This is a genomic window from Rhizobium sp. BK376 (assembly GCF_004341625.1).
Taxonomy (GTDB): domain Bacteria; phylum Pseudomonadota; class Alphaproteobacteria; order Rhizobiales; family Rhizobiaceae; genus Rhizobium.
Genome location: NZ_SLZG01000015.1, coordinates 119,706 through 144,628, shown reverse-complemented (window position 1 = coordinate 144,628; position 24,923 = coordinate 119,706). Strand labels below are relative to the sequence as shown.

The window sequence follows — 24,923 nt, the reverse complement described above, 5'->3', positions numbered from 1 at the left end:
CTGTCAGTCAAAATGAAAAGATATAAATGAGGATCATTTTCAAAAATAAGATCCATTTACATATCATTCACGGTGTTGTTTAAATCACTCAGGCCCCTCTGGTGATCGTCTCTACGATACATGCTCTGTTAAATCTGGGCTCATATTTCCGCTCGCCCTCGGCACTGGTGCCAGAGAGAAACGGAATGAGCATGCCCAAACACGATCTTTCATCACGCCATTTTCAGCGAAAAATTTCGGAATTCTGCGATGTGCGTATCGCACCAATATCCTCAAAGCGGGTGCTGGAGAATATCCGGCCCTACCTGGTCAGCCTGATTATCTACCGCAAGCGGCCGCCGATCCTGAACAGCCGTCTCGACTGGGCGGCGATCGGAGAGGCTTGTGGGATCGAAGACGAAATGACGGCGGAACTGAAGAAGCAGTTGCGACCGGCACTGGATGCGATCCTCAGATGGCTGAAGGCACCGCCGGTCGCAGAAGACGTCCCGCCGACAAAGCTACCTACGCGCGCAAGCAAGGTTGAGGCGGTCAAATATTCGGCGGCAACTTCCTCGACCAGAAAACCGCAGCGCGCTGCGGCCGACGGAGCTTTCGCGTGTGACACGTCTTCATCACGCGGTCCGGCGCCGAAGTCGATCAGCTCGTTTCCGGACGCGCTGTTCGAAGCTACGGACGATCCGGCGAATTTTCAGGATGCGCTCATCTATCATATGCGTCGGTTTGGCGACAGCTATTGGCAGCTTTATCGCGCTGTTGTTCGCCTGACCGAGACATTCGACAGCAAGACGCTTCTGTCCTGGATCCAGGGCGAGCGCGTGCCGCGGTCGGTTGCGAGCTTCGACATCCTGCGGCGGATCGAAACACGCTATCGACTGTCGGAAGGATACTTCAAAGCGAAACTTCCAAACCAGGCCCGGTCGCTCTATGGGCACGATCTCGGCGATATCAGTCCCGCCGAGCGGCGGCGCATTTCATTACATCTCCCAGATGATTTCAGCAGCCTGCCCTTCACAAAGCGAGAAGAGATCCTCGACTGGGTGTGCCGGGTGATCATTTCCGGCTCGACCGAATATCGCCGTTATCAGGCTGCAGCCAGCAAGCATCGTTATGCGATCCGCTTCCCCGGGGTCACTTATGGCAGCGGCTCGCTGTCGCCCCGATCTCTGAAATCGGCCGTCGACGCGAACCAGAACGTTGCCGAAGAGCTCGACGATCCTGACCTTCTGTCCGGAGTTGTCGACGCGCCACCGCGGCTCGCCATGGAAATGGCGGACCTCATTCGTTTCAAGACCTCGACGCTGACGGCGATCGGTTTTCAGCGAAACGGGGTCTGGGGAGAGGAAACCGCGTCCCAGAGGATCGAACATCTTGGCTTGATGTTCGGCGCGCTGGCAGCTTCCCCAGCCGGCATCGTCAAAGGTCGCGGCGTTCCGCTAAGCCAGTTGATCTTTGGCCTCCTGGTTTTCCCAGGCGTCTGGGATTGGTACCTGCAATGGCGTGAACAGCGGCGCGGCTTCTATACCAAATGGGAGGAGGAGATGTTGATGGTCGCCCAAGCTCTCACCCGCGCGGAGGTGGGCTGGATACGCCAGCATCCGGAGCTCCTGAAGAATGTTCGACCGATCGAAGGGCTTATCGCACCGGAGGAAATTGAGTTCGCGAACCGCGACTGGAACGGCGCCTGCGACGCGTTTCATCGGCACGCGGCGAACCGATCAAAGGAAATTCAGCGCGTCATGCGCGTTCACCGTGATCCGTTCGAGCCGATCATGTGCATCCTCAAGGCAGACAGTCCCCTCGCCGAATATCGCAAGATCACCGACGAGATCCGGAAACGCATGCCGGACGAGGATCGCTATCCGCGGCCGGCAGCCGAAGCCGTCCGATCCTTCCTCCTCTTGCGCCTGGGCTTGCATCTCGGGCTTCGTCAGAAAAACCTGCGCCAGCTTCGAGTCTGCCCGCGCGGTCATTTCGCCACATCGGAGCGCCGACTTGAGGACCTGAAATGCGGAGAATTGCGCTGGAGCGATCGCGACGGTGGCTGGGAAGTGCTGATCCCGTCGGTCGCCTTCAAAAATTCCGAGTCGTCGTTCTTCGGCCAGAAGCCGTTCAGGCTGATCCTGCCGGACCTGCTGGATCTCTACAAATACCTCGAAGCCTATATCGACAAGCATCGCGGCGTGTTGCTCGGCAGCGCCAAGGACCCCGGTACGCTGTTCGTTAAGACGGTGAAGACCACCAGCATCGACGCTGCCTACGACTCGACAAAATTCTACGAGGCATGGCGTACAGTGATCCAACGATACGGGATCTATAATCCCTACACCGGTCGCGGCGCCATCAAGGGCCTACTGCCGCATGGGCCGCACAATCTGCGGGATATTCTGGCGACCCATATCCTCAAGCAGACCGGGTCTTACGAGCAGGCAAGTTATGCCATCCAAGATACGCCGGATGTCGTGCAGCAACACTATGGTCGGTTTCTACCGCAGGACAAGGCGGCATTGGCGGCCAAGATTCTGAATCAGGTTTGGGAAGCAGCATAAAAATTCGACAACTCTGCTAGATGAGCTAGGTTCAAGTGACTTCGTTGGTGCCATTATCGCGACTCATCCAATCTGAGATCGAGTCGTGAAGCATCCAGGGCGATGGTGCACTGAGTGTGACCTCAGTGGCATCGCTTTGGGTGAAGTGGCCCCACTCTTCATCATCTGAAGACCACTCGCCGATTATTTCCCCGTCGACACGTAACACGTCCCCGCCGAAAGCTCTGTTGTGGTAGCCTAACATAATTATTCCATGACGGACCATTCCTCCTGCATCCGTCATGTCGCATATGGCTTGAAACTGATCACGTACTGAATCAACGCTAGGACCTGCAATCGTGCCGATCTCAAAGATCTTGTATAACAGAGTCCCTCTGTACTGATTTTCTTCGTCAATGGACGCGATTTGGCACGACATTTCGCCGTGCTTTTCAGTTTCAATGTGCGTCGCGCAGAATTATCCCAACAAGCGGGTTGAACACGATATCAAGCTATCTCGGAGTATGAGTACGCGCAGCGCAAATACAATCCTCCTGCTCGCTCTTGCATATCGAGGCGCCCGGCGATCTCGCCAAGGCTCTTGAAGGGATCTGATCCGTCGACCCGCGAACTTGTGGCGTGAAGAAGGATGCGTTCTGGCCTCAGAGTGGCAATCCCAACTTAAGGGATTCGGAAGAGCGGTATCAAAGCACCGCACCCCGCCCGAGGACGTTATCTATCGCGGCAGGTCTCGGCACGTCTTCGTCGATGCGCAATTTGAAGCTGTCGCTGACGCCAACGGCGCGCCGGGCGAGGTTCGCGACGTCTGGCGCTTCGACGAGGTCTTCTCCTCGTCCGTCATCCACGACTTCGACAAGTCACTCGGGTGATGTAATCGCCGAGCTTGCCATCCTGCGGCAGGCTCGTTGCGGTCGATATAACATCATTGTCCTTGCGGTCAGCAGGAGGGCGAGCGTCGTCTTCCCTCTGGGAGCAGACCGCCGATCGTTCCTGCATCTTCATCGAAACCGAGACCGCAAGCTCAAACCCCGAGCGATGACCTCCTCGCCAGCTGGTCGCAGAAGAGCAAAAGACGGGAAATCCTTAGCGAGACACTCCGCGGCTGTTGATGACTTCCCGGACGGACTATCGGGCGCCGCCGGACGCGCCTATTGTCCATCGGACAAGGCCTTGGGGGAGCGACCTGCACGGAACAATGGGCAAATCGATGGTGAGGCTGCTGGCTAGTCCAGTCTCGGTGATGATCGTCTTGTTTGCGCGCGCCATTACCGCGGTCAGAGCAGTCTGGCCCGAGAGCGGCGTTGCTTCCCGCCGTGTCGTCTATTTTGCCAATCATTCCAGCCATGGCGATTTCATTCTGATCTGGACGGTTCTGCCGCCACGCCTGCGGCGGCGCACGCGTCCGGTGGCTGGCGCGGACTACTGGTTGAAATCCCGATTGAACGCCTTCATTGGCCGCGACATCTTCAACGCCGTATTGATCGAGCGCGACAGGGAAAAGCGCAGCGAGGACCCGATCGCACAGATGACCGCCGCGCTCGACGCCGGTTCCTCGCTGATCCTCTTTCCCGAAGGCACCCGCAATCTCACCGAGGCGCCGTTGCAGCCGTTCAAGAGCGGTCTCTTTCATCTCGCTCAAGCACGGCCTGATATCGATCTGGTTCCGGTCTGGATCAACAATCTCAATCGCGTTCTGCCGAAGGGCGAAATCGTGCCCATCCCGCTCATCTGTACCGTGACATTCGGCGAGGCGCTGCGCATTGGCGCTGGCGAAGACAAGGCAGCATTTCTCATGCGTGCCGGGGCGGCATTGCTAACTCTTTCGCCGAAGCCGCCGGGGAACGGTGAATGAGCGCGGCGAGCAATGAGCTGATCGATCTGGTGCTTGGAATTTTCGCCTTACTCGGCGTCGCGTCGGTTGTCGGCTATGTCCTGCAAAAGCGGCTATCGCCCGATGGCACGAACGCCGCCATCGAAAATCTGAACGCCCGCATCAAGGCATGGTGGGTGATGGTGATCCTGATCGGCATCGCCTTCATGGCCGGGCGGATTGGCGTGCTGCTACTTTTTGCCTTCTGCTCCTTTGCAGCCCTTCGGGAATTCGTCACGCTGACCAATACCAGACGTGCCGACCATTGGGCCCTGGCAGCCGCTTTCTTCGTGGTGCTGCCCATTCAGTACGGGCTGCTTTGGGAAAAACAATACGGCATTTTTTCCATCTTCATTCCGGTCTACGCCTTCCTGTTCATGCCGATCATAGCCGTGCTGCGCGGAGACACCGAACGCTTCCTGATCCGTATCGCCGAGGTTCAATGGGCGTTGATGATCTGCGTTTTCTGTGCTTCGCACGTTCCAGCGCTGCTGACTCTGACGATCCCCGGCTATGAAGATCGCAACGTCCTGCTGATCGCATTCCTTGTCATCGTCGTGCAGCTTAGCGATGTTCTGCAATATGTCTGGGGCAAGCTGCTTGGGCGCCACAAGATCGCACCGAGGCTGTCGCCGTCGAAAACGGTGGAAGGCTTTATCGGCGGTGTCGCGAGTGCCACGCTGATCGGCGCGGCGCTGTGGTGGATCACGCCCTTCACGCCGTTACAGGCTGGCGCGCTTGCCTTCGTCATCACCCTGATGGGATTCTTTGGCGGCCTCGTCATGTCGGCGATCAAGCGCGATCGCGGCGTCAAGGATTGGGGCCAGCTGATCGAGGGGCATGGCGGTCTGATCGATCGTCTCGACTCCGTCCTCTTTTCGGCACCGGTCTTTTTTCATCTCGTCCGTTACTGGTGGTCGCTGACATGAGAACCCTGCTGAAATCGCTGGCAGGCAGCAGCGTCGTGCATGTGCTGGTGGCTTTCTTCGCGATGGGCAGCTGGGCCGTTTTCGCCAACCGCAATTATCCAATGCCGAAGCCGCTAGTCGCCGGCGTCGTGCAGGGCATGCTTTCCGCATGTCTCACCCTTTGCCTGAAGAAGGCCGTCGAGGCCTTGGCGAGCTGCCTACCCGAACGCGCCCGGCTCTGGGCTCCACCTCTGATCGCCTGTCTCGCTTCGACCGCCCTCCTGTCGACCATTCACCTACTCAGCGGCACGCCGGAAATTCTCAGGACGATCGCCGTGCCGTTGATGGTTTCGAGCAGCTACGCGGCGATTTACAACTATTCCATTGTCAGGGGAGGACGAGGTCGGCATGGAAACGGGTGACAGGCGGCCCCTGGCGAGCCGCAATACGCGTTGGGCTCAAGTGCTGGCCAGGCGGATGACGGAGGTGTCCGTCACGCCGAACAGTATTTCGCAGATGAGCATGGTCATGGCAGCGCTTGCCGGTGCCGCCTTCTGGCTCTCGGACGGAACCATTGGCGGCGGACGCGCTGTTTTGCTGATCGCGGCAGCGCTGTTTTGCCAGTTGCGGCTGCTCTGCAACCTGCTCGACGGCATGGTGGCTGTGGAGGGGGGCAAGGGAGAAGCCGACGGGCCGTTCTGGAACGAATTCCCGGACCGCATCGCCGATATTCTCATCTTTGCCGGAGCCGGGTACGGCATCGCCAACCCGGGACTTGGCTGGGCGGCAGCGGTATTCGCAGTCCTGACGGCCTATGTGCGCGAACTGGGTCGCGCAACCGGCAATCCCAGCGACTTCGGAGGTCCGATGGCAAAGCAGCACCGGATGGCTGTGATGACCGTTGCCGCTTTGCTTGGAGCGGCAGAAGCGGTTTTGCAAGGCACGAGTCTTCTGTTGACTGCAGCATTGTGGATCGTCGCCCTCGGCGCATTCCTCACGGCGCTGCGCCGCGGCCACAATCTCGTCAGGCAGCTGAAGAAATCGAACGGTCTCGCCCGGTAGGGCGTCAGGTCGGTTCGGTTCGCCGCCGGCGCCTGACGGAATGTCATTGCAACTTCATGCGTCGCTCGGCAGCTCCGGCAGCTGAAGCGAGGTTCTCACGCGCGTTAACGCCACAATGCCGATATCGGAACAGCGGACAAACGTTCCCCGAAGATGAGCGTCTCCGACACAGCTTGTCCTGATCGACGACGAGAATCACCTTAGCCGAACCGAATGGCTGCCGAACCATGGGTTGCCGACGAGAGGATCGGCCGGCAGGCCCAACTAATTGAGGCGCTTCACGACGAGTGTAAGTTTTTCCGATGGGAAGCGATCCCGGCAAACGAGATGTCGTAATTTGCCTGGCGGCACTATAGAGCCGGTCGCATAAGGCTGGGTTTGGGCCTTGAAAAGGTCTGTCGCCCGTTCTTCCAGCCGGCCAGGGGGAGGCTGATTTCGCGGATCGCGGAACAGGCGTTGTCCGTATCGAGAATAACGATGTCCGCCGGGCTTCCCGGCTTCAGTCCATGATCGCGCCGCAGAAGACGCGCCGCGCTTCTCGTGACCATATCAAAAGCGACGGTCAGGTCCTCATCCGTAGAAAGTTGTGCGGCATTTGCAAAGAGATTGGCCATGCGACCGAGAGAGGCATCTCCGTAGGGCGTAAAGGGATTGAGAACATTATTGGTTGCAGCGGTAACCGTAACGCCCCTATCTGCCAGAAGCATAGCCGGCGCAATCCCGCGCGGAATGAGATGGTCCCTTCCTCGGCCGAGCAGAAACATATCCGTGGCCGGCAGAACAGTTATCGCAATACCGGTCTCGCGAAGCTGGTCGGCAATCGCCTCGACCGCAGTCCGCGGCATCGCGGACAGCTTCGTCACATGCCCGATCGAAACGCGTCCGCCGTAGCTGCGGCGTCGCGTTTCGGCGATCACCAAGGGAATTGCCGAATTCTCCGGATCGAGATCGAAGTCGAGATGAAAGTCGATGTCGACGTCATGTCGTTCCGCGAGATCGAAGATCCAGCGAATGTGTTGATCAGGATCGGGGTCGGTATATGGGCAGCCGCCGATCAGATCCGCGCCTGACAGGAGTGCTTTGCCGAGCATCTCGGCGGTCTCCGGTTCGTTGTTCAATCCTTCCTGAGCAAAGGCGCAGATCTGAATGTCGATCGCCCAGGAGTATTCCTTTTTGATCTGGCGGATCGCGTCGAAGGATCGAAAGCCGGCGCGCGGATCGATCTCGACAAAGGTTCGCATTGCAATCGTGCCGTTGACGATGGCTTTTTCGACGACGCGGGCGGCGCGAGCATAGACGTCCTCAGTCGTAAAGCCTGACTTGGCTTTCGCCGTTTCACGGACCGCTTCCTGAAGCGTGCCCTCGCAGATCATGCATCGGTCCAGAATGCAGGCCTTGTCGAGATGGATGTGGCTTTCGACGAAGCCGCCGAACGCGAAATGGCCGCACATGTCGTGGCGCGGCGCATCGGCGGCGATGTGCGGTTCAATTGCCGCAATCCGCCCGCCGCTCAGGCCGATGTCGACGAGATACTGCCTATCTGCAATGCGCACATTTCCGATAACAAGATCAAGCATGGTGGGTCCCCGACTCATACGAACGAGCGAACTGCGCCATCAGGATATGCCGGATCTTGCGCGGAACCACTACCCGCGTCCAAGTCCCACGCATCTTTGATGCCTCCTATGCACCAGGCTGCGATTAAAATTGAGCCGAACGGCCGCGACGCACAAAAAGGCCGTGGAAAATCAACCCCCGAGCTTGAGCTCAATGCGGATTCCCATAACGATCCGCGAACGATTGGCGGAGTTCCTTACTATGCGCGTGTTTGCTCCCTCTCTTTCAAAAAACCAATTGCAGCGGCTCCTCCTGACGCCTGACCTGGTCCAGGAAAATGATACAAAACGGCTCGCACGCGGCCCTGTTCCGGATGAACTGGCTTCCGGTTCGAGCCCATCTGGCTCTACCGATGCTCCTGTCCCCATGCAACAATCGTAACGGATCGGCACTCCGGTCTTATCGGGGTGCTCGCATACACCTGTGCTCATCTGCTCGATAAGGGAGACCTAAGCAATAGGGGATTTGAAAGGATGGATGCGAACTGGCCGCGATATCTCGCCTCGCCCCAGCCGCCTAGTGCGGTTTCATACTTATGGGCGATTGAGGAAAGGGGCACAGCCGGCTCACTGCGCGAAAACAAGCGTTAACGAGGTCCGTCAATGCGCGCTGCTTTCGACCTAACCCGAGCGTCATCGGTGACTGGCTTCACATCGCAGGGGGAATTGCTCACACCAATATTGACCGCGTCTGCGGTCCTGTCGTTCAATGCTGTTGTCGTGCACGGGAGGGAAAAGATGGACTGGAACAATATACTAACGAGACAGGCAGATACAGCCAGGCGCGCGGTTCAATCGGTGCCCCGTATCTTGTCTCACCCTGCTCTGTCTTTCGACCAATGCAGACGCCTGCTGACCGAAATAACGTCAACTCGTTTCAAGCTCGACATGATCCAGGCAAGTATTGTGGCCGAGGGCGCGCCGTTGTCGTTTACTACCGTGGCCGCGCAGCTCGGACAGATCTGGGCGGAGCTGTCTAATGCCACGGCACAACGTTTGAAAGCCTTCGACGAGCCGATCGCCGCTTAGATGCGGCCGAGCCACTTGTGAAGTTCACAGCGGCAAACCGAAACTCTGGACGTATGCTATGAAACCTTTGCCAACGATGGCACTCGTTATAGTGCTCGCGCAGGCTGTGCGCCACATCCGCTGCTCCCGCTGCAAGGTCAGCTTTCAATTCCGCTCTTGGTGATCACGCATGGCCAGAGGCGTTGTTTCCGCGAGAAATTCGTCTTGTCGATTGATGGAAAAGGTAGACCGCGATAGGGTCCGTTTTGCAATTTCGCCGAACCGCACAGAAAGCAGTCTCTCATGCCAACAGGTATCGTAAAATTCTTCAATGACGACAAGGGCTTCGGCTTCATCACGCCCGAGAACGGCGGACAGGACGTATTCGTTCACGCTTCCGCATTGCAGCGCGGCGGTTCGCTGCGGGAAGGCGATAAGGTAAGCTTCGAAGTCGGGCAGGATCGTAAGACTGGTAAATCGAAGGCTGAAAACGTCTCCGTTCTCTGATCGTAATTCCAACAGCTCACAGCGTAGCTCTTGATATCCCATCAGGAGCGGAGCGCTGCCTGCGCCATGGCAGAGCGCGGTTGTTAAAGATCTCCCTGGTCGGTCTTTTCAATAGGTCGTATCGCCAAAAAGGGACGTTTGCCAGCTCCAATGCTATCCTCAGAGATTGAATACGTGATCGGCCAAGCCTGTGTCACGCCAAGTCCTTGGCCATGGGATACCCGGGCAATTGGCCCCACAGCTCTGGCACGCCGATATCGACATATCCGACCGATCGATAGAAACCATGGGCTGTCTGGGTGCTTGTCAGAACAACCCGATCAAGGCCAGGCAAAGCAGATGCAGCATCGAGCGAACTCGAGAGGGATAAGCAGGAAGGGCTATAGGTTCCATGACGGCCAAGGAGAAGGTTGAAGGCGCAGGATAATCCCGCACACATTGCATTTTGCAACTGACATCTTCGTTATCAATAATCTAAGCGCGTCATATTTCACGATCCGCGACCAAGATACTTTTCGACTTTCGCTCGCTGTACGGTTTGCTTCAAGGGCCTAACTATCTGATAGATAAAAACCCTAATGCGCGAGGCTACTTTGCAACTGGTGGTCGAACAAATTTGACCCTGAACGATCTTGATCCATCCTACGTCCTGTAGAATTTTGTCAGGAGATGATCGACCGACAGTTTTCCCGGTCCCCAGGCCATGAGGGAAAGCGCCATAGCTGCCCATGTGATATGGATCGGCCAGCCCTCCGGGACAGTGAGTTCGACGATCAGCGTCATGAACAACAAGCCGGTTGCTGCAAACCGGGTGGCAAGCCCCAGCACCAGCAGGATCGGAAAGGTGATTTCCGCCGAGCCGGACAGGAACGCCATGGTGACCGGGGCTGGATAGGGATAAGGCCCACCCGGCAGATGCAGCATGAATTCGTCGGTAAACAGAGTCACTGCCGTGTCGTTCAATTGCAGGAACCCGTCCCATTTCAAAATGCCGGATTTCCAGAACGGAACCGCAAGCGCCAATCGCATGACGGCCTGGACGAAGGCGGGGTGAGCGACCGTCATGACAAGTTTCTTAGCGGTCTCAACAAGGGAAACGATCGGCTGAAGCTTGTCCTTGAAGGAAGGCTGTTGTGTGATCATCGACATCATGGGTCTCCTAGATTTGTGGACATGAACACCCCGGCTTCGATCATCGCCGCAACGCTTGCCGAAATGTCGAAAGAAGAGCAGGTATCGACTGCCTTGGCCGCAGCGACACCGAGTGGTTCGCCAGCAATAAGTTGTAGCAGAAAGACCGCGCTTCCCTCCGGCAGGTGACGGACAATCACTTCCATGTCGGGCCGCGTGATCAGTGCATCCTCCGCATCGTCGGTTTCGATTGTGGCGACAGGATCTTCGTTGCGATTGGCCGCAAAAATGGTCAGGGCTGGATATTCAGAACACACGATCCTCGTTGCAGGGTGCGGTTCGAACACCAGATCAGCGAGGCGCTCCGGAGGTACTGTGGCTAGTGCTTCACCAGCCAGTGGCGCGACGTCTGCGGCATGATAGGCGTCCAGCCATGCGCGTTCGATCCTTGCAACATCGGCAAGCCAAGGCACGGACTGCGCGTATTCGTATTGCGCGATGAAGTCTGGGAAGTCGTGGCCGTATTCGAAAAGAAGCGGCGAAGTCGGTGGGGTGGCGCGTAGATGAAAGCGCGCCATGGCGCGGAAGAATTCGTCGCCAGTCAACCGACGAACTGCCGGGAAAATTCCGGCAAGCGCATCGATAAGGCTCACCGTGACATTATTTCGATAGACGTTGAAACGCTTGGTCGCCTGTTTGCCGTTAGGGCCTGTAACGCCGTTAGGCGTTTCGATGTCGGGGTTCGTCAGGGCTGGCGCAAACTCCTCCGCGTAGGCGAGTGGTTTCGCGCGTTCGGAAACGAGATCAAGCTGCGGCATGGCCGCGATCCGGCAATGCGATGGAACGGAAGCGATCCAGGATTGCCTGGGCAGCCATTGCCTCGCCACGAAGTATCGGCCAATCTGGTATATTGCTGTCCCATTCGATCAACGTCGGGATCGGGCCGCCACGGCTGATGACGATCTCATAGAGTTTCCAAACAGCGTCGGCGACCGGTCCATCGTGACTGTCGATCAAAAGCAGATCGCCTTCATCATCGGATTGCCCGGCGTGCCCTGCGAGGTGGATCTCGCCGACTGCAGCAAGCGGAAAATCGTAAAGATAGTCCAGTGCCGAAAAGCCGTGGTTCGTCGCGGAGACAAAAACATTGTTGACGTCGAGCAACAGCCCGCAACCAGTGCGCCGGACGATCGAGCGGATGAAATCGATCTCGCTTATCGTCGATTCCCTAAAGAGTACGTAGGTGGACGGATTTTCGAGAAGGATCGGGCGGCCGATCGCGTCCTGCACCTCGTCGATATGCTCGCAAACCCGCGCCAGGCTCTCGGGCGTATAAGGAAGAGGAAGAAGATCGTTTAAATAGGTCGTCTGGTGGGTCGACCAGGCAAGGTGCTCTGAGACAAGGGCCGGCTCGTAGCGCTCGACGAGCAAACGAAAGCGCTCGAGATGGGCCTTGTCGAGAGGTTGAGGCCCGCCGATCGACATGCATACGCCATGAAGGGACACTGGATTGTCCCGGCGAATCTGTTCGAGCGCGCGCAGTGGCGGTCCGCCGGCGCCCATATAGTTTTCGGCGTGGACCTCGAAGAAGCCTCTCTGCGGGCTATCGGCGACGATCGCCGGCAAATGTTCGCGCTTGAAGCTTGTCCCCGCCAGACCCGCGATCGGGTGGGTCGGAAAGCGGAGAGGAAGTGCCGCTTTTGGTGACGCGGGCATGGCAGTGGGGGTATGTTTCATCGTCCTTCTCCGCTTTCCATTCTGTCGGCTTGCGCTGTGAGTTAGATTGCCTTCAAAGAGCCGTGCTTGCCGTTCGGCAGCTTGATCGACGTGCAGGTGCCGCCTTGAACGAACTTCCAGGAATTACCCTGGAAATCGACCGTCGAGGTGCCCTGGCAAGTCGTGCCCGGACCAGCGGCGCAATCGTTTTGGCCCTTGAGGGCGACGCCGTAGCACTTCTCCTTGTGAGCAGCGACCGCGGCGCTTGCTTCTGCTTTCGTCAGCGGCGCAGCGCTGACCATCGACGCAAGGGCGGTCGTAACAGCGCTGGCGAGCACGACAGATGAAATTGCAGTTTTAACAGACATGCGAGTCTCCATACTGGATAGACGCTCTTGTTGAGCGCACATGGAGTTCGCAAACGCCGGTCACTTCGTTACCGAGACCGGGATCACTAGTTCGTGATCTGCTGGAACAAGATCATTCTTTTTATGACAAACGTTCCAAAATTATTCAAATTTTCAGGATTCGGGCAACAGAGTGAAACAGTTTCAGGCGGTTGCCGTTGACTAGGCGGCGCGCCGGGACGACTGGGACCACATTGAGGCGTGGGAACCTGGGTTTCAAGAGCCTACACAGTGAACGGATCGCCAACGTGCCCTTTCTCCAGAACGCAAGCATTCGATTAAAAATTCTGTCCCCTCTCGTTGCGATCTCTGCGATCGCATTGATCGGCACGGGGTTCATGGCAGTGGAATACAACCGGGCCAGTATGGAATATTCGGACTTCATCCTGCGCGAAAATGGTGTCAACGCCGAGATGCCGCAGATCCGGGCCAATCTAATCGCAACAATCAATGATATCTACCGGGCGATTGGACTGACGCCTGACGCAATCGCGAAGGTGGGCCTGCAGAGCCACTACGAGACGACGAAAGTAACGCTCAAACAGGAGATCGCCAAGGTTCGAGGTCTGCTGCCGTGGGCCAAGGCGGATTTCGACAATCTTGAGCAACGTGTCTCCGTAGTCAACGGCATGACCGATAAAGCGATGGCCCTTGCAACGAAGAACGACGACGCTGGGGCTAGGGAGGCGATGGATGACGCCGATGGCCCAAGCAACAAACTTTTTGCCGATATGCAAGAGTGGAGCGGCAATCTGCAGCGCGGGGTCATAGAGAAGAGTGCTGGGTTGGAGCGTCAAGCGGACAAGACGATCCTGCTTGTCTTGGGAGGTCTGTTGCTCTCGGTGTTTGCCGCCTTCGCCGCCGCACTCTTCATCGCATCCAGGGGAATTACCGGGCCGATCAAAACCTTGGTCAAACGGATGAAAGCACTGACACTGGGCGATACCCAATCGCCCATAGCTGGGCTAACAAGGCTCGATGAGGTCGGGCATATGGCATCGGCGCTCGCGATCTTCCGCGACAACGCGGTCGAGCGTTTGCGTCTCGAAGAGGAAACCTCCTCCAGTCGTGCTGCTTCCGAACGCGATAGGGCCGGTCGCGAAGCGCAGAGATCCCGGGAGTCAGCGGACGTCAGGTTCGCGGTCGACGCGCTCTCCGATGGATTGGGTCGCCTTTCGGCGGGAGATCTTGGCTTCGAATTGCAAGACGCGTTCGTTGGTGAACTCGATCTAGTAAGGACGAATTTCAATCAGTCGCTGCTCAAATTGCGAGAGACGTTGCGTTCGATCGGGCGCAACGCGCTCGCTATGGATGCTGGGGCTCAGGATATGCGCAACGCGGCGGACGATCTTTCGAAAAGGACCGAGCAGCAGGCGACCTCGATCGAACAAACCGCCGCCGCGCTGGAGCAGATTACGATCACCGTCAGGGATTCCACGGGCCGGGCCGAAGAGGTGGGGAAACTCGTCGAACGAACCCGGGTGGGCGCAGAAGTATCCGGCAACGTGGTGAGCCGAGCCGTGGCAACGATCCACGCAATCGAGAAGTCCTCCCTCGAGATCACCGGGATTATTTCGCTTATCGACGATATCGCATTTCAGACGAACCTTCTCGCGCTGAACGCCGGCGTCGAGGCTGCGCGCGCAGGCGAAGCCGGCAAGGGCTTTGCCGTAGTCGCGCAAGAAGTGCGTGAGTTGGCGCAACGCTCTGCGGGAGCCGCCAAGCAGATCAAGGATCTGATCACGTCGTCGAGCAATCAGGTTCGTTCAGGTGTATCGCTTGTGAATGAAACCGGTGTTGCGCTGGAAAACATCGTCGGTGAAGTGCGCGAGATCAGTCAGCATGTCACGGCTATCGTAGCGGCCGCTCGCGAACAGTCGACGGGACTGCAGGAGATCAACGCAGCCGTCAACGTGATGGACCGCGCGACGCAGGACAATGCGACGATGGTTCAGCAGACGACGGACGCCAGCCGCGCTCTGGCTCAGCAGGCCGAAAACCTGAATGCCCTCCTGGCGCAGTTTTCCATTGCTCGTGAAGATGCTGCAATAGGCCTCAAGCACCGGCGTCCTGCGGCGGCCTAGCGCCTTGCTACCATCGCAAAAACCGGTTGCCTGCGAAATATCCGATGGTCACCACCATCAGCGTTGCAAGCGGATACCAGGTGGCCACGAACAGCGGGCTGTCATCGAAGCAGTTGGAAGCATAAAGGGTCGCCGCAATTCCGACTGAGACGAGACCCGCCAGCGCACCCGCGGCTCCGGGACTTTCGGGAGCACCCTGGCGCATGGCGAGAAAGAGAAAGATACCGGGAAAAGCAGACAAGGTCGGAATGATTGTCAGGCAGTGCAAAGCATTATGGCCGATCAACTTGGGTACCCAAAGATTAGGTGGCGTGACCAGTAACTCGATAAGGGTTGCCGACAGCAGTAAAAGCGGCGCCACAAGAAGCAACCAGCGCCGCCTGCCGAGATCCCTGCCTGGTCGAATTGCCGAATCCACCATGGTCACTGCGGCAGCAAACAGGGAAAGCGTGACGACGAACTTGAAGCAAAATCTCACCGTTTCGATCGCCTGGGAAATGTCGTGTCGAAAGCCCAGCGTCAAAAAGAAGGCCGTACCCGAAATCAGAGCTCCAATGACCACGGCGCTCGTCAATATATAAGAAGGATTTATGGGGCGCCGCGTGTCCTGCGCTATCAAGTTTATCAAGTCTTCTGTTTTCACCCGGGCAACCCCTATTCGATGATCCGCCGTGCGCGGATCACATTGATGTAAGTGCACCCGCTGATATGAGAACTTCGCCCCAACACATCAAGCGCCTCGCCGTTTTCCCTGTCGGGTCGTCACATGATCGACCGCAGGACGTGACTCAAGGTGGTCACGATCTCGTCGATATGATTGTCTTCCACGATCAACGGTGGGGAGAGCGCGATAATGTCACCAGTCACCCGGATCAGTACGCCCTGCTCGAATGCCTTGACGAAGGCATCATACGCGCGCGCGCCAATCTCACCTGACCTCGACTGCAATTCTATGCCTGCGATGAGCCCAACCGTTCTGATGTCGATGACGTTTGGCAGGTCGCGAAGGCCGTGGATCGCGCTCTGCCACCTTTCCGAGACTATCGCGGCCCGTCGTAACAGCCCCTCCTCCTGGTAGATGTCGAGCGCTGCCAATCCCGCGGCACACGAGACGGGATGGCCCGAATATGTATATCCGTGGAAAAGTTCGATCACCTGCTCGGGGCCTGTCATCAGAGCATCGTGGACCTTGCGGCTCGCAAAGACAGCCCCCATGGGCACGGTGCCGTTTGTCAGACCTTTCGCCGTGCTGACCAGGTCAGGTTCAACGCCGAAATACTCGGTCGCAAACGGGGTGCCGAGGCGGCCAAACCCCGTGATTACTTCATCGAGGATCAACAGGATCCCGTGCTTGCGGGCGATTGACTGCAGCCTTTCGAGATATCCGATCGGAGGGATAAGGACACCCGTCGATCCAGCGACGGGCTCGACAATGACTGCGGCAATGGTTTCGGCACCATGCAAGGCAACGAGCCGCTCCAGGTCATCTGCCAGTTCAGCCCCATGTTCCGGCTGCCCGAGGGAGAAAGCATTGCGATCAAGGTCATGTGTATGGCGAAGATGGGCCGACCCGGGAAGCATGGGATAGACCCGGCGATTGTTAACGATGCCGCCTACCGAAAGACCCCCAAAGCCGACGCCGTGATATCCGCGCTCCCGGCCAATCAGACGTGTCCTGGTTCCCTGCCCTATCGCCCGCTGATAGGCGATTGCAATCTTCAGCGCAGTTTCGACCGACTCGGAGCCGGAACTGGTGAAGAACACCCGATCAAGCCCGGCAGGCGCGATCTTGCCAAGCCGTTCCGCAAACTCGAATGCGATGGGATGTCCCATCTGGAAGGTAGGAGCAAAGTCGAGGTCCATAAGCTGTCGGTGCACCGCGTCAGCGATAGGCTCCCGCCCATGTCCGGCGTTCACACACCAAAGTCCGGCAGTCCCGTCCAGGATTTTCCGGCCGTCACGATCCTCGAAGAACATGCCCTTGGCCGCGGCGAGCATTCGGGGAGCTGCCTTGAATTGGCGGTTCGCGGTAAACGGCATCCAGAAGTTAGAGAGCGATTGTTCATTCGTATGTTTAATTGTCATGACGTCCTCCGGATAAAGTCACACATCTTCGGTCGCGTTCGGGCGATCGGCCCTGCAAAGCCTGGGCACCACTTCCCGTTAAACGTATTGCCACTCGTCGGTCGTGCTCAAACGGGCGAGGAGGTCCTCAAACTCACTGGCGCTCTCCTCGGGGAACTCGAACCAGGTCAGGAAATCGAATGGCTCACCCAAAATCACGGCTGTGGTGGAATTTGCGTGCAGGAGCTGGGAGATAGTCCACCCCGAAAAACTGCGATCTCTCCTCGATGGTCGATCGACGTGCGTCCTGGGCAAACGACCACCAAGCTTCGGACTTGCGAATCGGTATCAGGGCCGCGCACTTGGTGCTCGTTCGCCCCAACGGGTCCTGACGCCGTGCGAGCTGACCAGCCTCTGACGGCGTCCTTTAGCGCGTGTCTGGCAGTGCCCACCCAGCCCCTCCTGCCTTTGCTCGTGTCGCCGTCATTAATCCTTAAGAAATCGGCAGTTGGAAGCGACAGCCCGCAAATCTGCTTGATGTCGGCTATCCGCCGTTGCCCTTCCTCGCCCGCGCGGAAGACAGATAGTAGCCCCATAGATAAACCTACCAGCGCAGGAGACTGCGACCGACCAAAGCTCCGGTCGCCACGACGGTTGATATAGCGATCGGATACCAAAGCAGGACGAATAGCGGGCTGTCATCGTTGCAGTTCGCGGCATAGAACGTGGCCGCAATCCCGGCCGAAGCCAGTCCTGCAACCGCGCCTGCAAGTCCCGGCCGTGCCGGAGCACCATGGCGAAGTGCAAGCAGAAAACACGCCAGTGGCCCCATGGAAAGCAGCGGAATGATCGTCAGACAGAGCCTGGAATTATGCCCGACCATGCGCGCACCCCAGGTCTCTGGTGGCATCACCAACAACTCGACAATGGCCGCGGCAATCGCCAAGGCCAACGGGATCAGCAAACTCCAGGCCGACAACCTCAATGGAACGCCCGGTTTGCCGATCCGGAACATCGCAACGTTGCCGGTTGCCGCTAAGGCGATCGTGATCACGAATTTGAACAGGAAGCGCGCGGTTTGCATCGCACTGTCGATATCAGGGCGCAGACCGATAGCAGAGAAAAAGGCGATCGCGGCGATCAGTATCGCGGCGATTGTCGCCTGCTGAAGCATATGGCTCAACTTGAAACGAACGGGCGCATCCTGGACGATCAGTTCAATAAGATGATCTGTCTTCATCTGGCTTGCTCCGAATACAGAGCCGATAAGGCTTTCAGGGCCCGATGGAGTGCCACACGAACAGCGACCTCGGTCATTTTCAGGCGTTCCGCCGTTTCGCGAACGCTCGAACCTTCGATCGAGATCGACTGTACGATCGTCCGCTGGGGATCCTTGAGACGTGCCAGGATCTGCTCGACATCCATGCGGTCGCCAGCGTCCAGTCGTTCCTCGCTTTCGAGGATCGCGACGACATCCTCCAGCGGAATGCTTGTTTGCCGACCTCGTCTGCGAAGACTGTCGATCAATTTATTGCGAACAAGAGCGGCCATCCACGGACCCAGAGGTCGAGATGGATCCCATGTACCGCGTTTAAGATGTAAAGCCAGCAACACTTCCTGTACCACGTCCTCAGCCTCGCTTGCCGGCGCGCCATACTGCTCGCACCGCTTACGGGCCATCACACGCAGATGGGGCGTTACGGCTGTCAGCAGTTTTTGATAGGCCCTGCCATCGCCCGCGATTGCGGATCGCATCCAGGAAGCCCATTCTTCTTCACGCGCCGGATTCTTCATCCGATACACTCTATTTCGACAGAAAAAGAAGAATCGTTACAGACTGGACGCCGTACTTTTTGACAGGCTGCAGGCATAGAAATATGATTCTGTACAAAGTGGATTGTGCTCATGGTACCGCAGATACCAATCGCGTCGTCACAGCAGGTTCAAGCAGGCCGAGAACAGGTTTGATGAGACCCTCAAGCAGGTCTCTCTCGGGTCGCGTGCGCGCAAGGACCCGGATGCCAAGCAACGTACTCAGAAGCGTTCCAGCAAGATCAGACGCGTTTTGCCGGTCGCTTATCGTGCCATCCTCCTGGCCCCTTCGTACGCAGCGTAGGAAAAAGCCCTCCACCTGCACCAGCACCTCCGCCACGACCCTTTGGAACTCTTCGTCGTGCGGCGCCACCTCGAGCGCAGAATTCACCAACATGCAGCCCTTGCGTTTGACGTCGCCGAGTGATCGCTCGATGATTTCATCGAAAAACGCTTTGACCGCGGGCAGCGGCGGCTTCGATTCGAACCGTCCGACACGATCACCGAAGCTGCGCTCGATATAGAAATCCAAAGCACGGCGATAGACAGCGCGCTTGTCTCCGAAGGCGTTATAGACGCTCGCGGTCGTCAGCCCCATGGCCTGGGCGAGATCTCTGATCGAAGTTGCCTCGTATCCTCGTTCCCAGAATTGCTCGACAGCCAACGTCAATACTTTTTCTTCATCGAATTCTCTCGGCCGGGCCATGGAATCAACTCTCAAAAATTTGATCTCGCCTCCAGCATAACCGGAAGTTTGCGGGATACATTTTATAACGATTGATTTAAAACGCAATCGGGTGCCGACCACGGATGCGCGCGTTTCCGATTGCGGTCGCGTGTCCAAACATGAAGAGGGATGAATGACAATGAGCCTTGAGCACGAGCTGGCTGATTTCAATGCAAAGTTCGAAGCAAACGCGCCTGCAGGTGCCGCAGCGTTTTTGAATTCGAAGATCGAAGAACTGACCGCAGCCTTTCCCTTCGATCGCGTTCCAAAGCCTGGTGATCTGGTTCCAGAATTTTCCCTGCCTGGCGCCTCGGGTGAAGCAGTCTCGCTGCTGGAGACGCTCGCCGGTGGACCGGTGGTCCTGACCTTCTATCGCGGCGCCTGGTGCCCGTATTGCAACATCCAGCTTGCGGCGTACGAACGGGCCCTTCCCGCTATTGCCGAGGCTGGTGGCTGTCTGGTTGCGATATCGCCCCAGTTGCCAGATGGCTCGCTCTCGATGACCGAGAAGAACAATTTGACGTTCGACGTCCTCAGCGATGAAGGCAACGCGGTCGCCCGGAAATTCGGCCTCGTCTACAAACTCCCCGACGATCTCAAAGCTGCGTATTCCTCTTTTGGTGTCGATTTGGCTGCTATCAATGGCGATAACAGTTGGGAACTGCCGATACCAGCTACGTTCGTGATCGGTAGTAACGGCCGTGCCCAGCTTGTTCATGCGGAATCGGACTACCGCAACCGGCTGGCCCCGGAAGCGATTGTCGATGCACTCCGGCCTTCCTGGGCTGCGTGAGCCAAACCGAAAAATAATCTAAGCGAGGTCAAGTGATGAATCTGGAAGGAAAACGTGCTCTCGTCACAGGTGGATCCAGTGGTATCGGATTCGCCATCGCGCATGCTTTGCTTGCCAAGGGCGCGCGTGTCGTTGTTACAGGACGAAACGCCGAACGGCTTGCCCGGGCGGTGAAGGATCTTCAAGTGGGTGGTCTGCCAGCATCCGGCTTTTGTGCTGACGTCGCGACGGCGCAAGGTCGAGCCTTGTCGCTTGACGAGACAATGAAGATTCTCGGCGGGCTGGACATCCTTGTGAACAATGCCGGCGGCGTTCGCGCAGGACGCCTGGAGAAGACGACTGAGGAGGAAATAAGGACAATGGTCGAGGTCGACCTTGTTGCTCCGATCCTCCTGACGCAGACAGCCTTGCCTCACTTGCGAGCGTCGGGCGATGCGTTGGTTGTCAACGTGACGTCAGGTATCGCGCTCATCGGCGCGCCGTTCTATACGACCTACGCCGCGGTAAAGGCAGGTCTTTCACGCTTCGGCGAGGCGCTGCGCCGCGAATTGAAAGACGAAGGCATCCACGTATTGACGCTTTATCCCGGGGCAACAGATACGCCTATGATGCAGTCCTCCAAGGCCGGTCCTGAGCTCGGTTTCACAAGAGAGCCGGCACGCGCCGTGGCGGACGCCTTGGTCGAAGGCATCGAGACTGACGTCTTCGAAGTCATCCGCGGCGGGGAGGCACGTGCCAAGATGATTGCGGCCAATCGCGACAATCCAGCTGCGGTTGACGAACGATTCCTGACGATGAAATCAGCACTCGAAGAGGCCGTGAGTGGCCATTCGGCGCTCTAAAAAGAGGAAATGGTCATGACAAGGGTTGCATTGTTTGTTCAATTGAAAGCCAAGTCCGGGAAAGAGGAAGAGGTCGCCGCCTTCCTTAAGAGCGCACAGGCGCTGGCGCAGCAGGAACCATTGACGGTCGCATGGTTTGCAGTTCGCTTCGATGCATCGACCTTCGGCATCTTTGATGCCTTTGAAGGGGAAGAGGGACGGCAGGCTCATCTCCAAGGTCAGATCGCAGCAGCGCTGATGGCAAAATATGACGAGCTCTTCGAGGGCCCGCTGGAAATAAGGCAGCCTGACGTATTGGCCGATCACCTTCCGGGCTGAAACGACCGTGCCAGAGCCGGCGCCTTCGGCTGGCTCTGGCAGACCGTGACGTCAGGTCCGCGGAAAGGCGCTGTCGAGAAACGCGATGACGTGCTTCCAGTTTTCTGAGGCACCTTGCGGATCCTCGTCGGTCCGTAGCGTCGAGGATCCGTGCACGCCGTCCTTCGGGATATATTGAACCGCCCTGTGATCGGGTACCGCTTTGGCCAGCGCTTCGCCGCTCGATATCTCGCCGCCGTCGGGGGCCGAAGTGATGAAGACGGGAATCGAAAGCTTGGCGGCTTCCTTCTCGATCGAATAGCCCTGGATATATTCCGCCGGCGAAAAGGCGAGCAGCGCTTTCACCTCCGGGTGACGAGCAGCGACAACGAACACGAGTGCTGACGAATAGCTCGAGCCCCAAACGATAATTGGGCCGCCGTTTTGCAGGCTGCCATAGGCAACGGCGGCCTCAAGATCCGGAATTGTGTCGGCGAAATCTGAACTGACTTTGGCCTTTGCAGCGGTTTTGTTGACGTCACCCCAGAGATTGCCGCCTGAGCGTTGGTCGATAGCCAGGGTGCTGAATCCGGCATTGTTGAGAATGGGCGCCAAAGGCGCATATTCGCTCTTGTTCGAACCGGCCATGTGAAACAGGAGAATCGTTGCACGCGAACTGCCCTCGGCCTGACGGAAGTCTCCATAAATTTTGACACCGTCCTTTGCATCGAACGAGACCGGTTGGGCAAACGCCGGAGCAGCCAAGGTTGGACCAAGAGCCAGGGCTGCGGCAACGAGTACGCGGTGAAGCGTGTTCATGATTTTTCCTCGGACATCGGTTGCAATCGTCTCCAATACGCGCGCCGATCATCTGCTGTTACATCATCATCTTCCGATCGCAGAAACGTTATGCTGCATAGCCATCTGATCACTAAGACGTGAGCGTGTAACATTGCTCATTCTTCGGGCGAACTTCTGTCAACCGCTCGGATCGTCCGGCGCGGCCGCGATGGGAGTCCAACCATGAATAATCTCGGCAGGATCGGTAGCCTGATGCTTCTTTCTTCATCGGCAGCAGCTGCTGCGATACCCGTGGCGGCAGCAGACCGGCAGCCAACGGTCATCGAATTGTTCACCAGTCAGGGCTGCTCGTCTTGCCCTCCGGCCAATGCCAATCTAATCAAGATCAGTAATCGGAAGGATGTTCTGGCGCTGAGCTTCTCAGTGACCTACTGGGATTATCTTGGCTGGAAGGACACCTATGGAAAGCCTGAGTTCACCGAGCGCCAGGTCACCTATGAACCCGCCCTGAGGCAGCCCGGCCCTTATACGCCGCAAATGGTCGTCAATGGTTCGGCCACGGTTGTCGGAAACAGCCTGCTAGAGATCGAATCCCTGCTTGCCGAAGCGTCTCCGTTAGAAGGCCCGGCGCTTGCCTTCAACCAAGACCGGATCGAAGTGGGTGCAGGCGCCGGCAATGCCGATGTCTGGCTGGTGCGCTACGATCCCCGGGTCGAGGCGGTGCCGGTGGCGCGAGGAGAAAATGGCGGTGCCACGCTTCAGCATACGCATGTTGTTCGTCGGCTTGACAGGATCGGAGCATGGGATGGCAGTAAAGCGTCCTTTACACTCCCGAAGCCAGAAATCGGTTTAAAGACAGCCGTGCTGGTGCAACGCGCCAACGGAGGAAAAATCATCGCGTCGATTACTGATTAATTGCGATAGCGCGCGAGTTTGCCCCGGCGTGTGTTTGGACATTGGCATGTAGCTGGCCTAAAAATTCCTCGACTGGAACCGGTCTACCAACAAGGTACCCTTGCCCCTGGTCGACCCCACATCTGAGTAGGGCAAGCACCTGGCGTTCACTTTCTATCCCTTCGGCAATAGTGGACGCCCCCAACCTTCGAGCTAGGCCGACTAGCATCGTGACGATTGCGGTTGCAGTGTCGTCAATGCCCACCAGATCGACGAATTTTTTATCGATCTTGATAGGGTCGCTTCCCAACTCCTGCACATTGGCCAAGCCGTTCTGACCCACTCCTGTATCGTCCAGCGCTACCAGAAAGCCAGCAGCCTGTGCACGCAGGACAGCCTTTCTGGCCAGATGAGGTTCGACAAAAGCCTGGCGCTCTGTCAGCTCGAGTATGACTTGTCGAGCCCGGACACCGTTTGGAGCCAAATGCTCAACGAGTTGGTCAACAAACCAGTCCTGCTGGAAATGATGCGGCGCAATGTTGAAAGCGATTGTAAAGTCTGGTCGAGCCGTCAGCACAGCGGATAACTTTCCAAGCGCATCGCTTAGGAGATAGTCCGTCAATGCGACGATTGTACCGTCCGCCTCAGCCTGCGGAATAAAGCTGTCAGGCGTATGTCTTCCTTTCCCGTTCTTGGTCCACCGAACCAGAACTTCGCATCCGATGATTTCCCCGGATGACAACTTGAAGACCGGCTGAAAAAAGGGCTGGATCTCGCCGTGGCGAATAGCGCGCTGCAGGGAAAGTGCCGGGCCGTACCGTCGATTGATCATGAGCAAACTGATGGCAAAAACCATAACGCCGAATGCAGCACCGAGGAGAGCACCCGGCGCCGCCCGATAGCTGCGCCAAGTAGGGAAAAGGCTGTCTGCTATCTCTAAATGGACTTCTAGCGGATAGCGGTCAGATCGGGCCTCAAAACTTTTTGCTTGATATCCCGCAAGCATCGTGGGATTGCGCCGCGCTACCGCTTCCTCCGTCCCGATCCTAATCGCCGCCTCCGCATTATCGCGCCACTTTGATGGAAAGACGTCGAACAGCAGAGTGTCGACATTCAAGACTATCAAAAATCGTTGCTCGGGCGTTACGCGCCAGAGCAATGCAAAGACATTCCCACTTTCTTTTGGGCCCGCCGAAAGAAACATGTCTGGGTTCCGGGCTGGGTACCACGGTGAGGGAATAAAGGTGGCGACCGAAGGCCGTCCAATGTTGCCGGCGCCGGAACATTGGACGTTTCCCTTGTTGTCTATGATCGCGACATCCTTCACTGCTCCCTTGCTTTTGATGAAATCGCCGAACTCGACCTCTTGGTCACCGGAACACGCGTAGTGCTCATTCTCTAGAAGATCGCCAAGGGCGATCACAGCATAATCTGCCGAAAGCTCGACACGTCGGAGCAATTGATCGCTGAGCATAGCGGCTTCTTGAAGTTCGCTTTGACGCTGATACTGCCAAACAACGAACTGGCCCAAGGCCGCGAAGGCAAAGATGATTGCAAATCCGAGTACGAACCGAGCAAGATTATTATCGAGGCTTGCGATACCATTTTGTGAGCGCGGGCGCTTCAGTCCATATGGATCCTGACGCGTATTCCTCTCCATCTACGCTTCCCGATTCCCCGATTGGATGTGCGGTGTTGAAAACAAACACTTGATGATGCGTCCTGCAAACTCAGCAGAGGCAACACACCACGCGGCCATTTTATGACGTATGTTCTAAAATTTCCCTACTTTGGCTAGAACCGGTTGCCAGACGAGCATACAGGCGATTTTGTTA

The 24,923-nt window shown here is 57.4% G+C and carries 24 protein-coding genes and 1 pseudogene; 13 read left to right on the top strand and 12 right to left on the bottom strand.

All coding sequences use genetic code 11. The features are described 5' to 3' along the window. Positions 1 to 191 precede the first annotated feature (191 nt). From EV561_RS26650 to EV561_RS26620, 6 genes and pseudogenes are all read left to right on the top strand, one after another. The gene (locus tag EV561_RS26650) at positions 192 to 2,549 is read left to right on the top strand and encodes a hypothetical protein (RefSeq protein WP_207910601.1); all 2,358 of its coding nucleotides are present in this window, start codon (positions 192 to 194) and stop codon (positions 2,547 to 2,549) included. A 713-nt stretch (positions 2,550 to 3,262) separates the two neighbouring features. Continuing rightward, positions 3,263 to 3,406 (top strand): annotated as a pseudogene (locus tag EV561_RS26640) (DUF1007 family protein); the annotation flags it as partial. Between the two features lie 350 nt (positions 3,407 to 3,756). Next, positions 3,757 to 4,401: a lysophospholipid acyltransferase family protein gene (locus EV561_RS26635; RefSeq protein WP_132526165.1), complete on the top strand. Its 645-nt coding sequence runs from the start codon at positions 3,757 to 3,759 to the stop codon at positions 4,399 to 4,401. After that, positions 4,398 to 5,348 carry a phosphatidate cytidylyltransferase gene (locus EV561_RS26630; protein ID WP_132526163.1) on the top strand — a complete coding sequence of 317 codons (951 nt, stop codon included), beginning with the start codon at positions 4,398 to 4,400 and terminating at the stop codon, positions 5,346 to 5,348. The genes EV561_RS26635 and EV561_RS26630 overlap by 4 nt, the downstream gene beginning before the upstream one ends. Then, the gene (locus EV561_RS26625; RefSeq protein WP_132526161.1) at positions 5,345 to 5,749 is read left to right on the top strand and encodes a hypothetical protein; all 405 of its coding nucleotides are present in this window, start codon (positions 5,345 to 5,347) and stop codon (positions 5,747 to 5,749) included. Before EV561_RS26630 ends, EV561_RS26625 begins: the two co-directional genes overlap by 4 nt. Next, positions 5,736 to 6,389, top strand: coding sequence for a CDP-alcohol phosphatidyltransferase family protein (locus EV561_RS26620; protein WP_132526159.1), 654 nt, complete (start codon positions 5,736 to 5,738; stop codon positions 6,387 to 6,389). The genes EV561_RS26625 and EV561_RS26620 overlap by 14 nt, the downstream gene beginning before the upstream one ends. A gap of 350 nt (positions 6,390 to 6,739) precedes the next feature. On the opposite strand, the gene EV561_RS26615 is transcribed toward EV561_RS26620, so the two are convergent. After that, the gene (locus EV561_RS26615) at positions 6,740 to 7,966 is read right to left on the bottom strand and encodes an amidohydrolase family protein (RefSeq protein WP_132526157.1); all 1,227 of its coding nucleotides are present in this window, start codon (positions 7,964 to 7,966) and stop codon (positions 6,740 to 6,742) included. 777 nt (positions 7,967 to 8,743) lie between these two features. Between EV561_RS26615 and EV561_RS26610 the strand changes: the two genes are divergently transcribed. Further along, positions 8,744 to 9,034, top strand: coding sequence for a hypothetical protein (locus EV561_RS26610; RefSeq protein ID WP_132526155.1), 291 nt, complete (start codon positions 8,744 to 8,746; stop codon positions 9,032 to 9,034). 282 nt (positions 9,035 to 9,316) lie between these two features. Next, positions 9,317 to 9,520 carry a cold-shock protein gene (locus tag EV561_RS26605; RefSeq protein ID WP_132526153.1) on the top strand — a complete coding sequence of 68 codons (204 nt, stop codon included), beginning with the start codon at positions 9,317 to 9,319 and terminating at the stop codon, positions 9,518 to 9,520. A 642-nt stretch (positions 9,521 to 10,162) separates the two neighbouring features. Here EV561_RS26605 and EV561_RS26600 read toward each other — a convergent pair. The 4 genes from EV561_RS26600 to EV561_RS26585 are packed head-to-tail and all read right to left on the bottom strand — an operon-like array spanning position 10,163 to position 12,735. After that, positions 10,163 to 10,672 carry a DoxX family protein gene (locus tag EV561_RS26600; protein ID WP_132526151.1) on the bottom strand — a complete coding sequence of 170 codons (510 nt, stop codon included), beginning with the start codon at positions 10,670 to 10,672 and terminating at the stop codon, positions 10,163 to 10,165. After that, positions 10,669 to 11,469, bottom strand: coding sequence for a DNA-binding domain-containing protein (locus EV561_RS26595; protein ID WP_132526149.1), 801 nt, complete (start codon positions 11,467 to 11,469; stop codon positions 10,669 to 10,671). Before EV561_RS26595 ends, EV561_RS26600 begins: the two co-directional genes overlap by 4 nt. Next, positions 11,456 to 12,388, bottom strand: coding sequence for a DUF692 domain-containing protein (locus EV561_RS26590; protein WP_207910598.1), 933 nt, complete (start codon positions 12,386 to 12,388; stop codon positions 11,456 to 11,458). Before EV561_RS26590 ends, EV561_RS26595 begins: the two co-directional genes overlap by 14 nt. A gap of 41 nt (positions 12,389 to 12,429) precedes the next feature. Next, positions 12,430 to 12,735, bottom strand: a complete 306-nt coding sequence (locus EV561_RS26585; protein ID WP_132526147.1) for a DUF2282 domain-containing protein — start codon at positions 12,733 to 12,735, stop codon at positions 12,430 to 12,432. A gap of 359 nt (positions 12,736 to 13,094) precedes the next feature. Between EV561_RS26585 and EV561_RS38445 the strand changes: the two genes are divergently transcribed. Continuing rightward, on the top strand, positions 13,095 to 14,858 hold the full coding sequence (locus EV561_RS38445; RefSeq protein WP_132526145.1) for a methyl-accepting chemotaxis protein: 1,764 nt from the start codon (positions 13,095 to 13,097) through the stop codon (positions 14,856 to 14,858). A gap of 7 nt (positions 14,859 to 14,865) precedes the next feature. Here EV561_RS38445 and EV561_RS26575 read toward each other — a convergent pair whose 3' ends face one another. From EV561_RS26575 to EV561_RS26555, 5 genes are all read right to left on the bottom strand, one after another. Then, entirely contained in the window at positions 14,866 to 15,501 is a 636-nt protein-coding gene (locus EV561_RS26575) for an NrsF family protein (protein ID WP_132526143.1), read from the bottom strand. Positions 15,502 to 15,620: 119 nt separating this feature from the next. Further along, positions 15,621 to 16,943, bottom strand: a complete 1,323-nt coding sequence (locus EV561_RS26570) for an aspartate aminotransferase family protein (protein ID WP_132526141.1) — start codon at positions 16,941 to 16,943, stop codon at positions 15,621 to 15,623. A gap of 583 nt (positions 16,944 to 17,526) precedes the next feature. After that, on the bottom strand, positions 17,527 to 18,162 hold the full coding sequence (locus EV561_RS26565; protein ID WP_132526139.1) for an NrsF family protein: 636 nt from the start codon (positions 18,160 to 18,162) through the stop codon (positions 17,527 to 17,529). After that, positions 18,159 to 18,716 carry a sigma-70 family RNA polymerase sigma factor gene (locus EV561_RS26560; RefSeq protein WP_132526137.1) on the bottom strand — a complete coding sequence of 186 codons (558 nt, stop codon included), beginning with the start codon at positions 18,714 to 18,716 and terminating at the stop codon, positions 18,159 to 18,161. The genes EV561_RS26565 and EV561_RS26560 overlap by 4 nt, the downstream gene beginning before the upstream one ends. A 109-nt stretch (positions 18,717 to 18,825) precedes the next feature. Next, positions 18,826 to 19,440, bottom strand: coding sequence for a TetR/AcrR family transcriptional regulator (locus EV561_RS26555; protein ID WP_132526202.1), 615 nt, complete (start codon positions 19,438 to 19,440; stop codon positions 18,826 to 18,828). A gap of 154 nt (positions 19,441 to 19,594) precedes the next feature. Here EV561_RS26555 and EV561_RS26550 point away from each other — a divergent pair, with 154 nt between their 5' ends. The 3 genes from EV561_RS26550 to EV561_RS26540 are packed head-to-tail and all read left to right on the top strand — an operon-like array spanning position 19,595 to position 21,414. Continuing rightward, positions 19,595 to 20,254 (top strand): peroxiredoxin-like family protein, encoded by a 660-nt coding sequence (locus EV561_RS26550; protein WP_245512945.1) that lies wholly within the window; start codon positions 19,595 to 19,597, stop codon positions 20,252 to 20,254. A 35-nt stretch (positions 20,255 to 20,289) separates the two neighbouring features. After that, positions 20,290 to 21,096, top strand: a complete 807-nt coding sequence (locus tag EV561_RS26545; protein ID WP_132526135.1) for an SDR family NAD(P)-dependent oxidoreductase — start codon at positions 20,290 to 20,292, stop codon at positions 21,094 to 21,096. Positions 21,097 to 21,111: 15 nt separating this feature from the next. After that, positions 21,112 to 21,414: an antibiotic biosynthesis monooxygenase gene (locus EV561_RS26540; protein ID WP_132526133.1), complete on the top strand. Its 303-nt coding sequence runs from the start codon at positions 21,112 to 21,114 to the stop codon at positions 21,412 to 21,414. Between the two features lie 51 nt (positions 21,415 to 21,465). Here EV561_RS26540 and EV561_RS26535 read toward each other — a convergent pair whose 3' ends face one another. After that, the gene (locus tag EV561_RS26535; RefSeq protein WP_132526131.1) at positions 21,466 to 22,212 is read right to left on the bottom strand and encodes an alpha/beta hydrolase; all 747 of its coding nucleotides are present in this window, start codon (positions 22,210 to 22,212) and stop codon (positions 21,466 to 21,468) included. A gap of 204 nt (positions 22,213 to 22,416) precedes the next feature. Here EV561_RS26535 and EV561_RS26530 point away from each other — a divergent pair, with 204 nt between their 5' ends. After that, positions 22,417 to 23,109, top strand: a complete 693-nt coding sequence (locus EV561_RS26530) for a DUF1223 domain-containing protein (protein WP_132526129.1) — start codon at positions 22,417 to 22,419, stop codon at positions 23,107 to 23,109. Here EV561_RS26530 and EV561_RS26525 read toward each other — a convergent pair. Further along, positions 23,099 to 24,748, bottom strand: a complete 1,650-nt coding sequence (locus EV561_RS26525) for an EAL domain-containing protein (protein WP_132526127.1) — start codon at positions 24,746 to 24,748, stop codon at positions 23,099 to 23,101. The genes EV561_RS26530 and EV561_RS26525 overlap by 11 nt on opposite strands. Between the last annotated feature and the right edge of the window lie 175 nt (positions 24,749 to 24,923).

Bases quoted from the DNA above. Each gene is read 5' to 3' on its own strand.
- EV561_RS26590 (WP_207910598.1), bottom strand. From the start codon at position 12,388: ATGAAACATACCCCCACTGCCATGCCCGCGTCACCAAAAGCGGCACTT.
- EV561_RS26600 (WP_132526151.1), bottom strand. From the start codon at position 10,672: ATGATGTCGATGATCACACAACAGCCTTCCTTCAAGGACAAGCTTCAG.
- EV561_RS26630 (WP_132526163.1), top strand. From the start codon at position 4,398: ATGAGCGCGGCGAGCAATGAGCTGATCGATCTGGTGCTTGGAATTTTC.
- EV561_RS26570 (WP_132526141.1), bottom strand. From the start codon at position 16,943: ATGACAATTAAACATACGAATGAACAATCGCTCTCTAACTTCTGGATG.
- EV561_RS26555 (WP_132526202.1), bottom strand. From the start codon at position 19,440: ATGGCCCGGCCGAGAGAATTCGATGAAGAAAAAGTATTGACGTTGGCT.
- EV561_RS26560 (WP_132526137.1), bottom strand. From the start codon at position 18,716: ATGAAGAATCCGGCGCGTGAAGAAGAATGGGCTTCCTGGATGCGATCC.
- EV561_RS26585 (WP_132526147.1), bottom strand. From the start codon at position 12,735: ATGTCTGTTAAAACTGCAATTTCATCTGTCGTGCTCGCCAGCGCTGTT.
- EV561_RS26605 (WP_132526153.1), top strand. From the start codon at position 9,317: ATGCCAACAGGTATCGTAAAATTCTTCAATGACGACAAGGGCTTCGGC.
- EV561_RS26650 (WP_207910601.1), top strand. From the start codon at position 192: ATGCCCAAACACGATCTTTCATCACGCCATTTTCAGCGAAAAATTTCG.
- EV561_RS26595 (WP_132526149.1), bottom strand. From the start codon at position 11,469: ATGCCGCAGCTTGATCTCGTTTCCGAACGCGCGAAACCACTCGCCTAC.
- EV561_RS26610 (WP_132526155.1), top strand. From the start codon at position 8,744: ATGGACTGGAACAATATACTAACGAGACAGGCAGATACAGCCAGGCGC.
- EV561_RS26565 (WP_132526139.1), bottom strand. From the start codon at position 18,162: ATGAAGACAGATCATCTTATTGAACTGATCGTCCAGGATGCGCCCGTT.
- EV561_RS26530 (WP_132526129.1), top strand. From the start codon at position 22,417: ATGAATAATCTCGGCAGGATCGGTAGCCTGATGCTTCTTTCTTCATCG.
- EV561_RS26545 (WP_132526135.1), top strand. From the start codon at position 20,290: ATGAATCTGGAAGGAAAACGTGCTCTCGTCACAGGTGGATCCAGTGGT.
- EV561_RS26615 (WP_132526157.1), bottom strand. From the start codon at position 7,966: ATGCTTGATCTTGTTATCGGAAATGTGCGCATTGCAGATAGGCAGTAT.
- EV561_RS26525 (WP_132526127.1), bottom strand. From the start codon at position 24,748: ATGGAGAGGAATACGCGTCAGGATCCATATGGACTGAAGCGCCCGCGC.
- EV561_RS26550 (WP_245512945.1), top strand. From the start codon at position 19,595: ATGACAATGAGCCTTGAGCACGAGCTGGCTGATTTCAATGCAAAGTTC.
- EV561_RS26540 (WP_132526133.1), top strand. From the start codon at position 21,112: ATGACAAGGGTTGCATTGTTTGTTCAATTGAAAGCCAAGTCCGGGAAA.
- EV561_RS26535 (WP_132526131.1), bottom strand. From the start codon at position 22,212: ATGAACACGCTTCACCGCGTACTCGTTGCCGCAGCCCTGGCTCTTGGT.
- EV561_RS26635 (WP_132526165.1), top strand. From the start codon at position 3,757: ATGGTGAGGCTGCTGGCTAGTCCAGTCTCGGTGATGATCGTCTTGTTT.
- EV561_RS26620 (WP_132526159.1), top strand. From the start codon at position 5,736: ATGGAAACGGGTGACAGGCGGCCCCTGGCGAGCCGCAATACGCGTTGG.
- EV561_RS26625 (WP_132526161.1), top strand. From the start codon at position 5,345: ATGAGAACCCTGCTGAAATCGCTGGCAGGCAGCAGCGTCGTGCATGTG.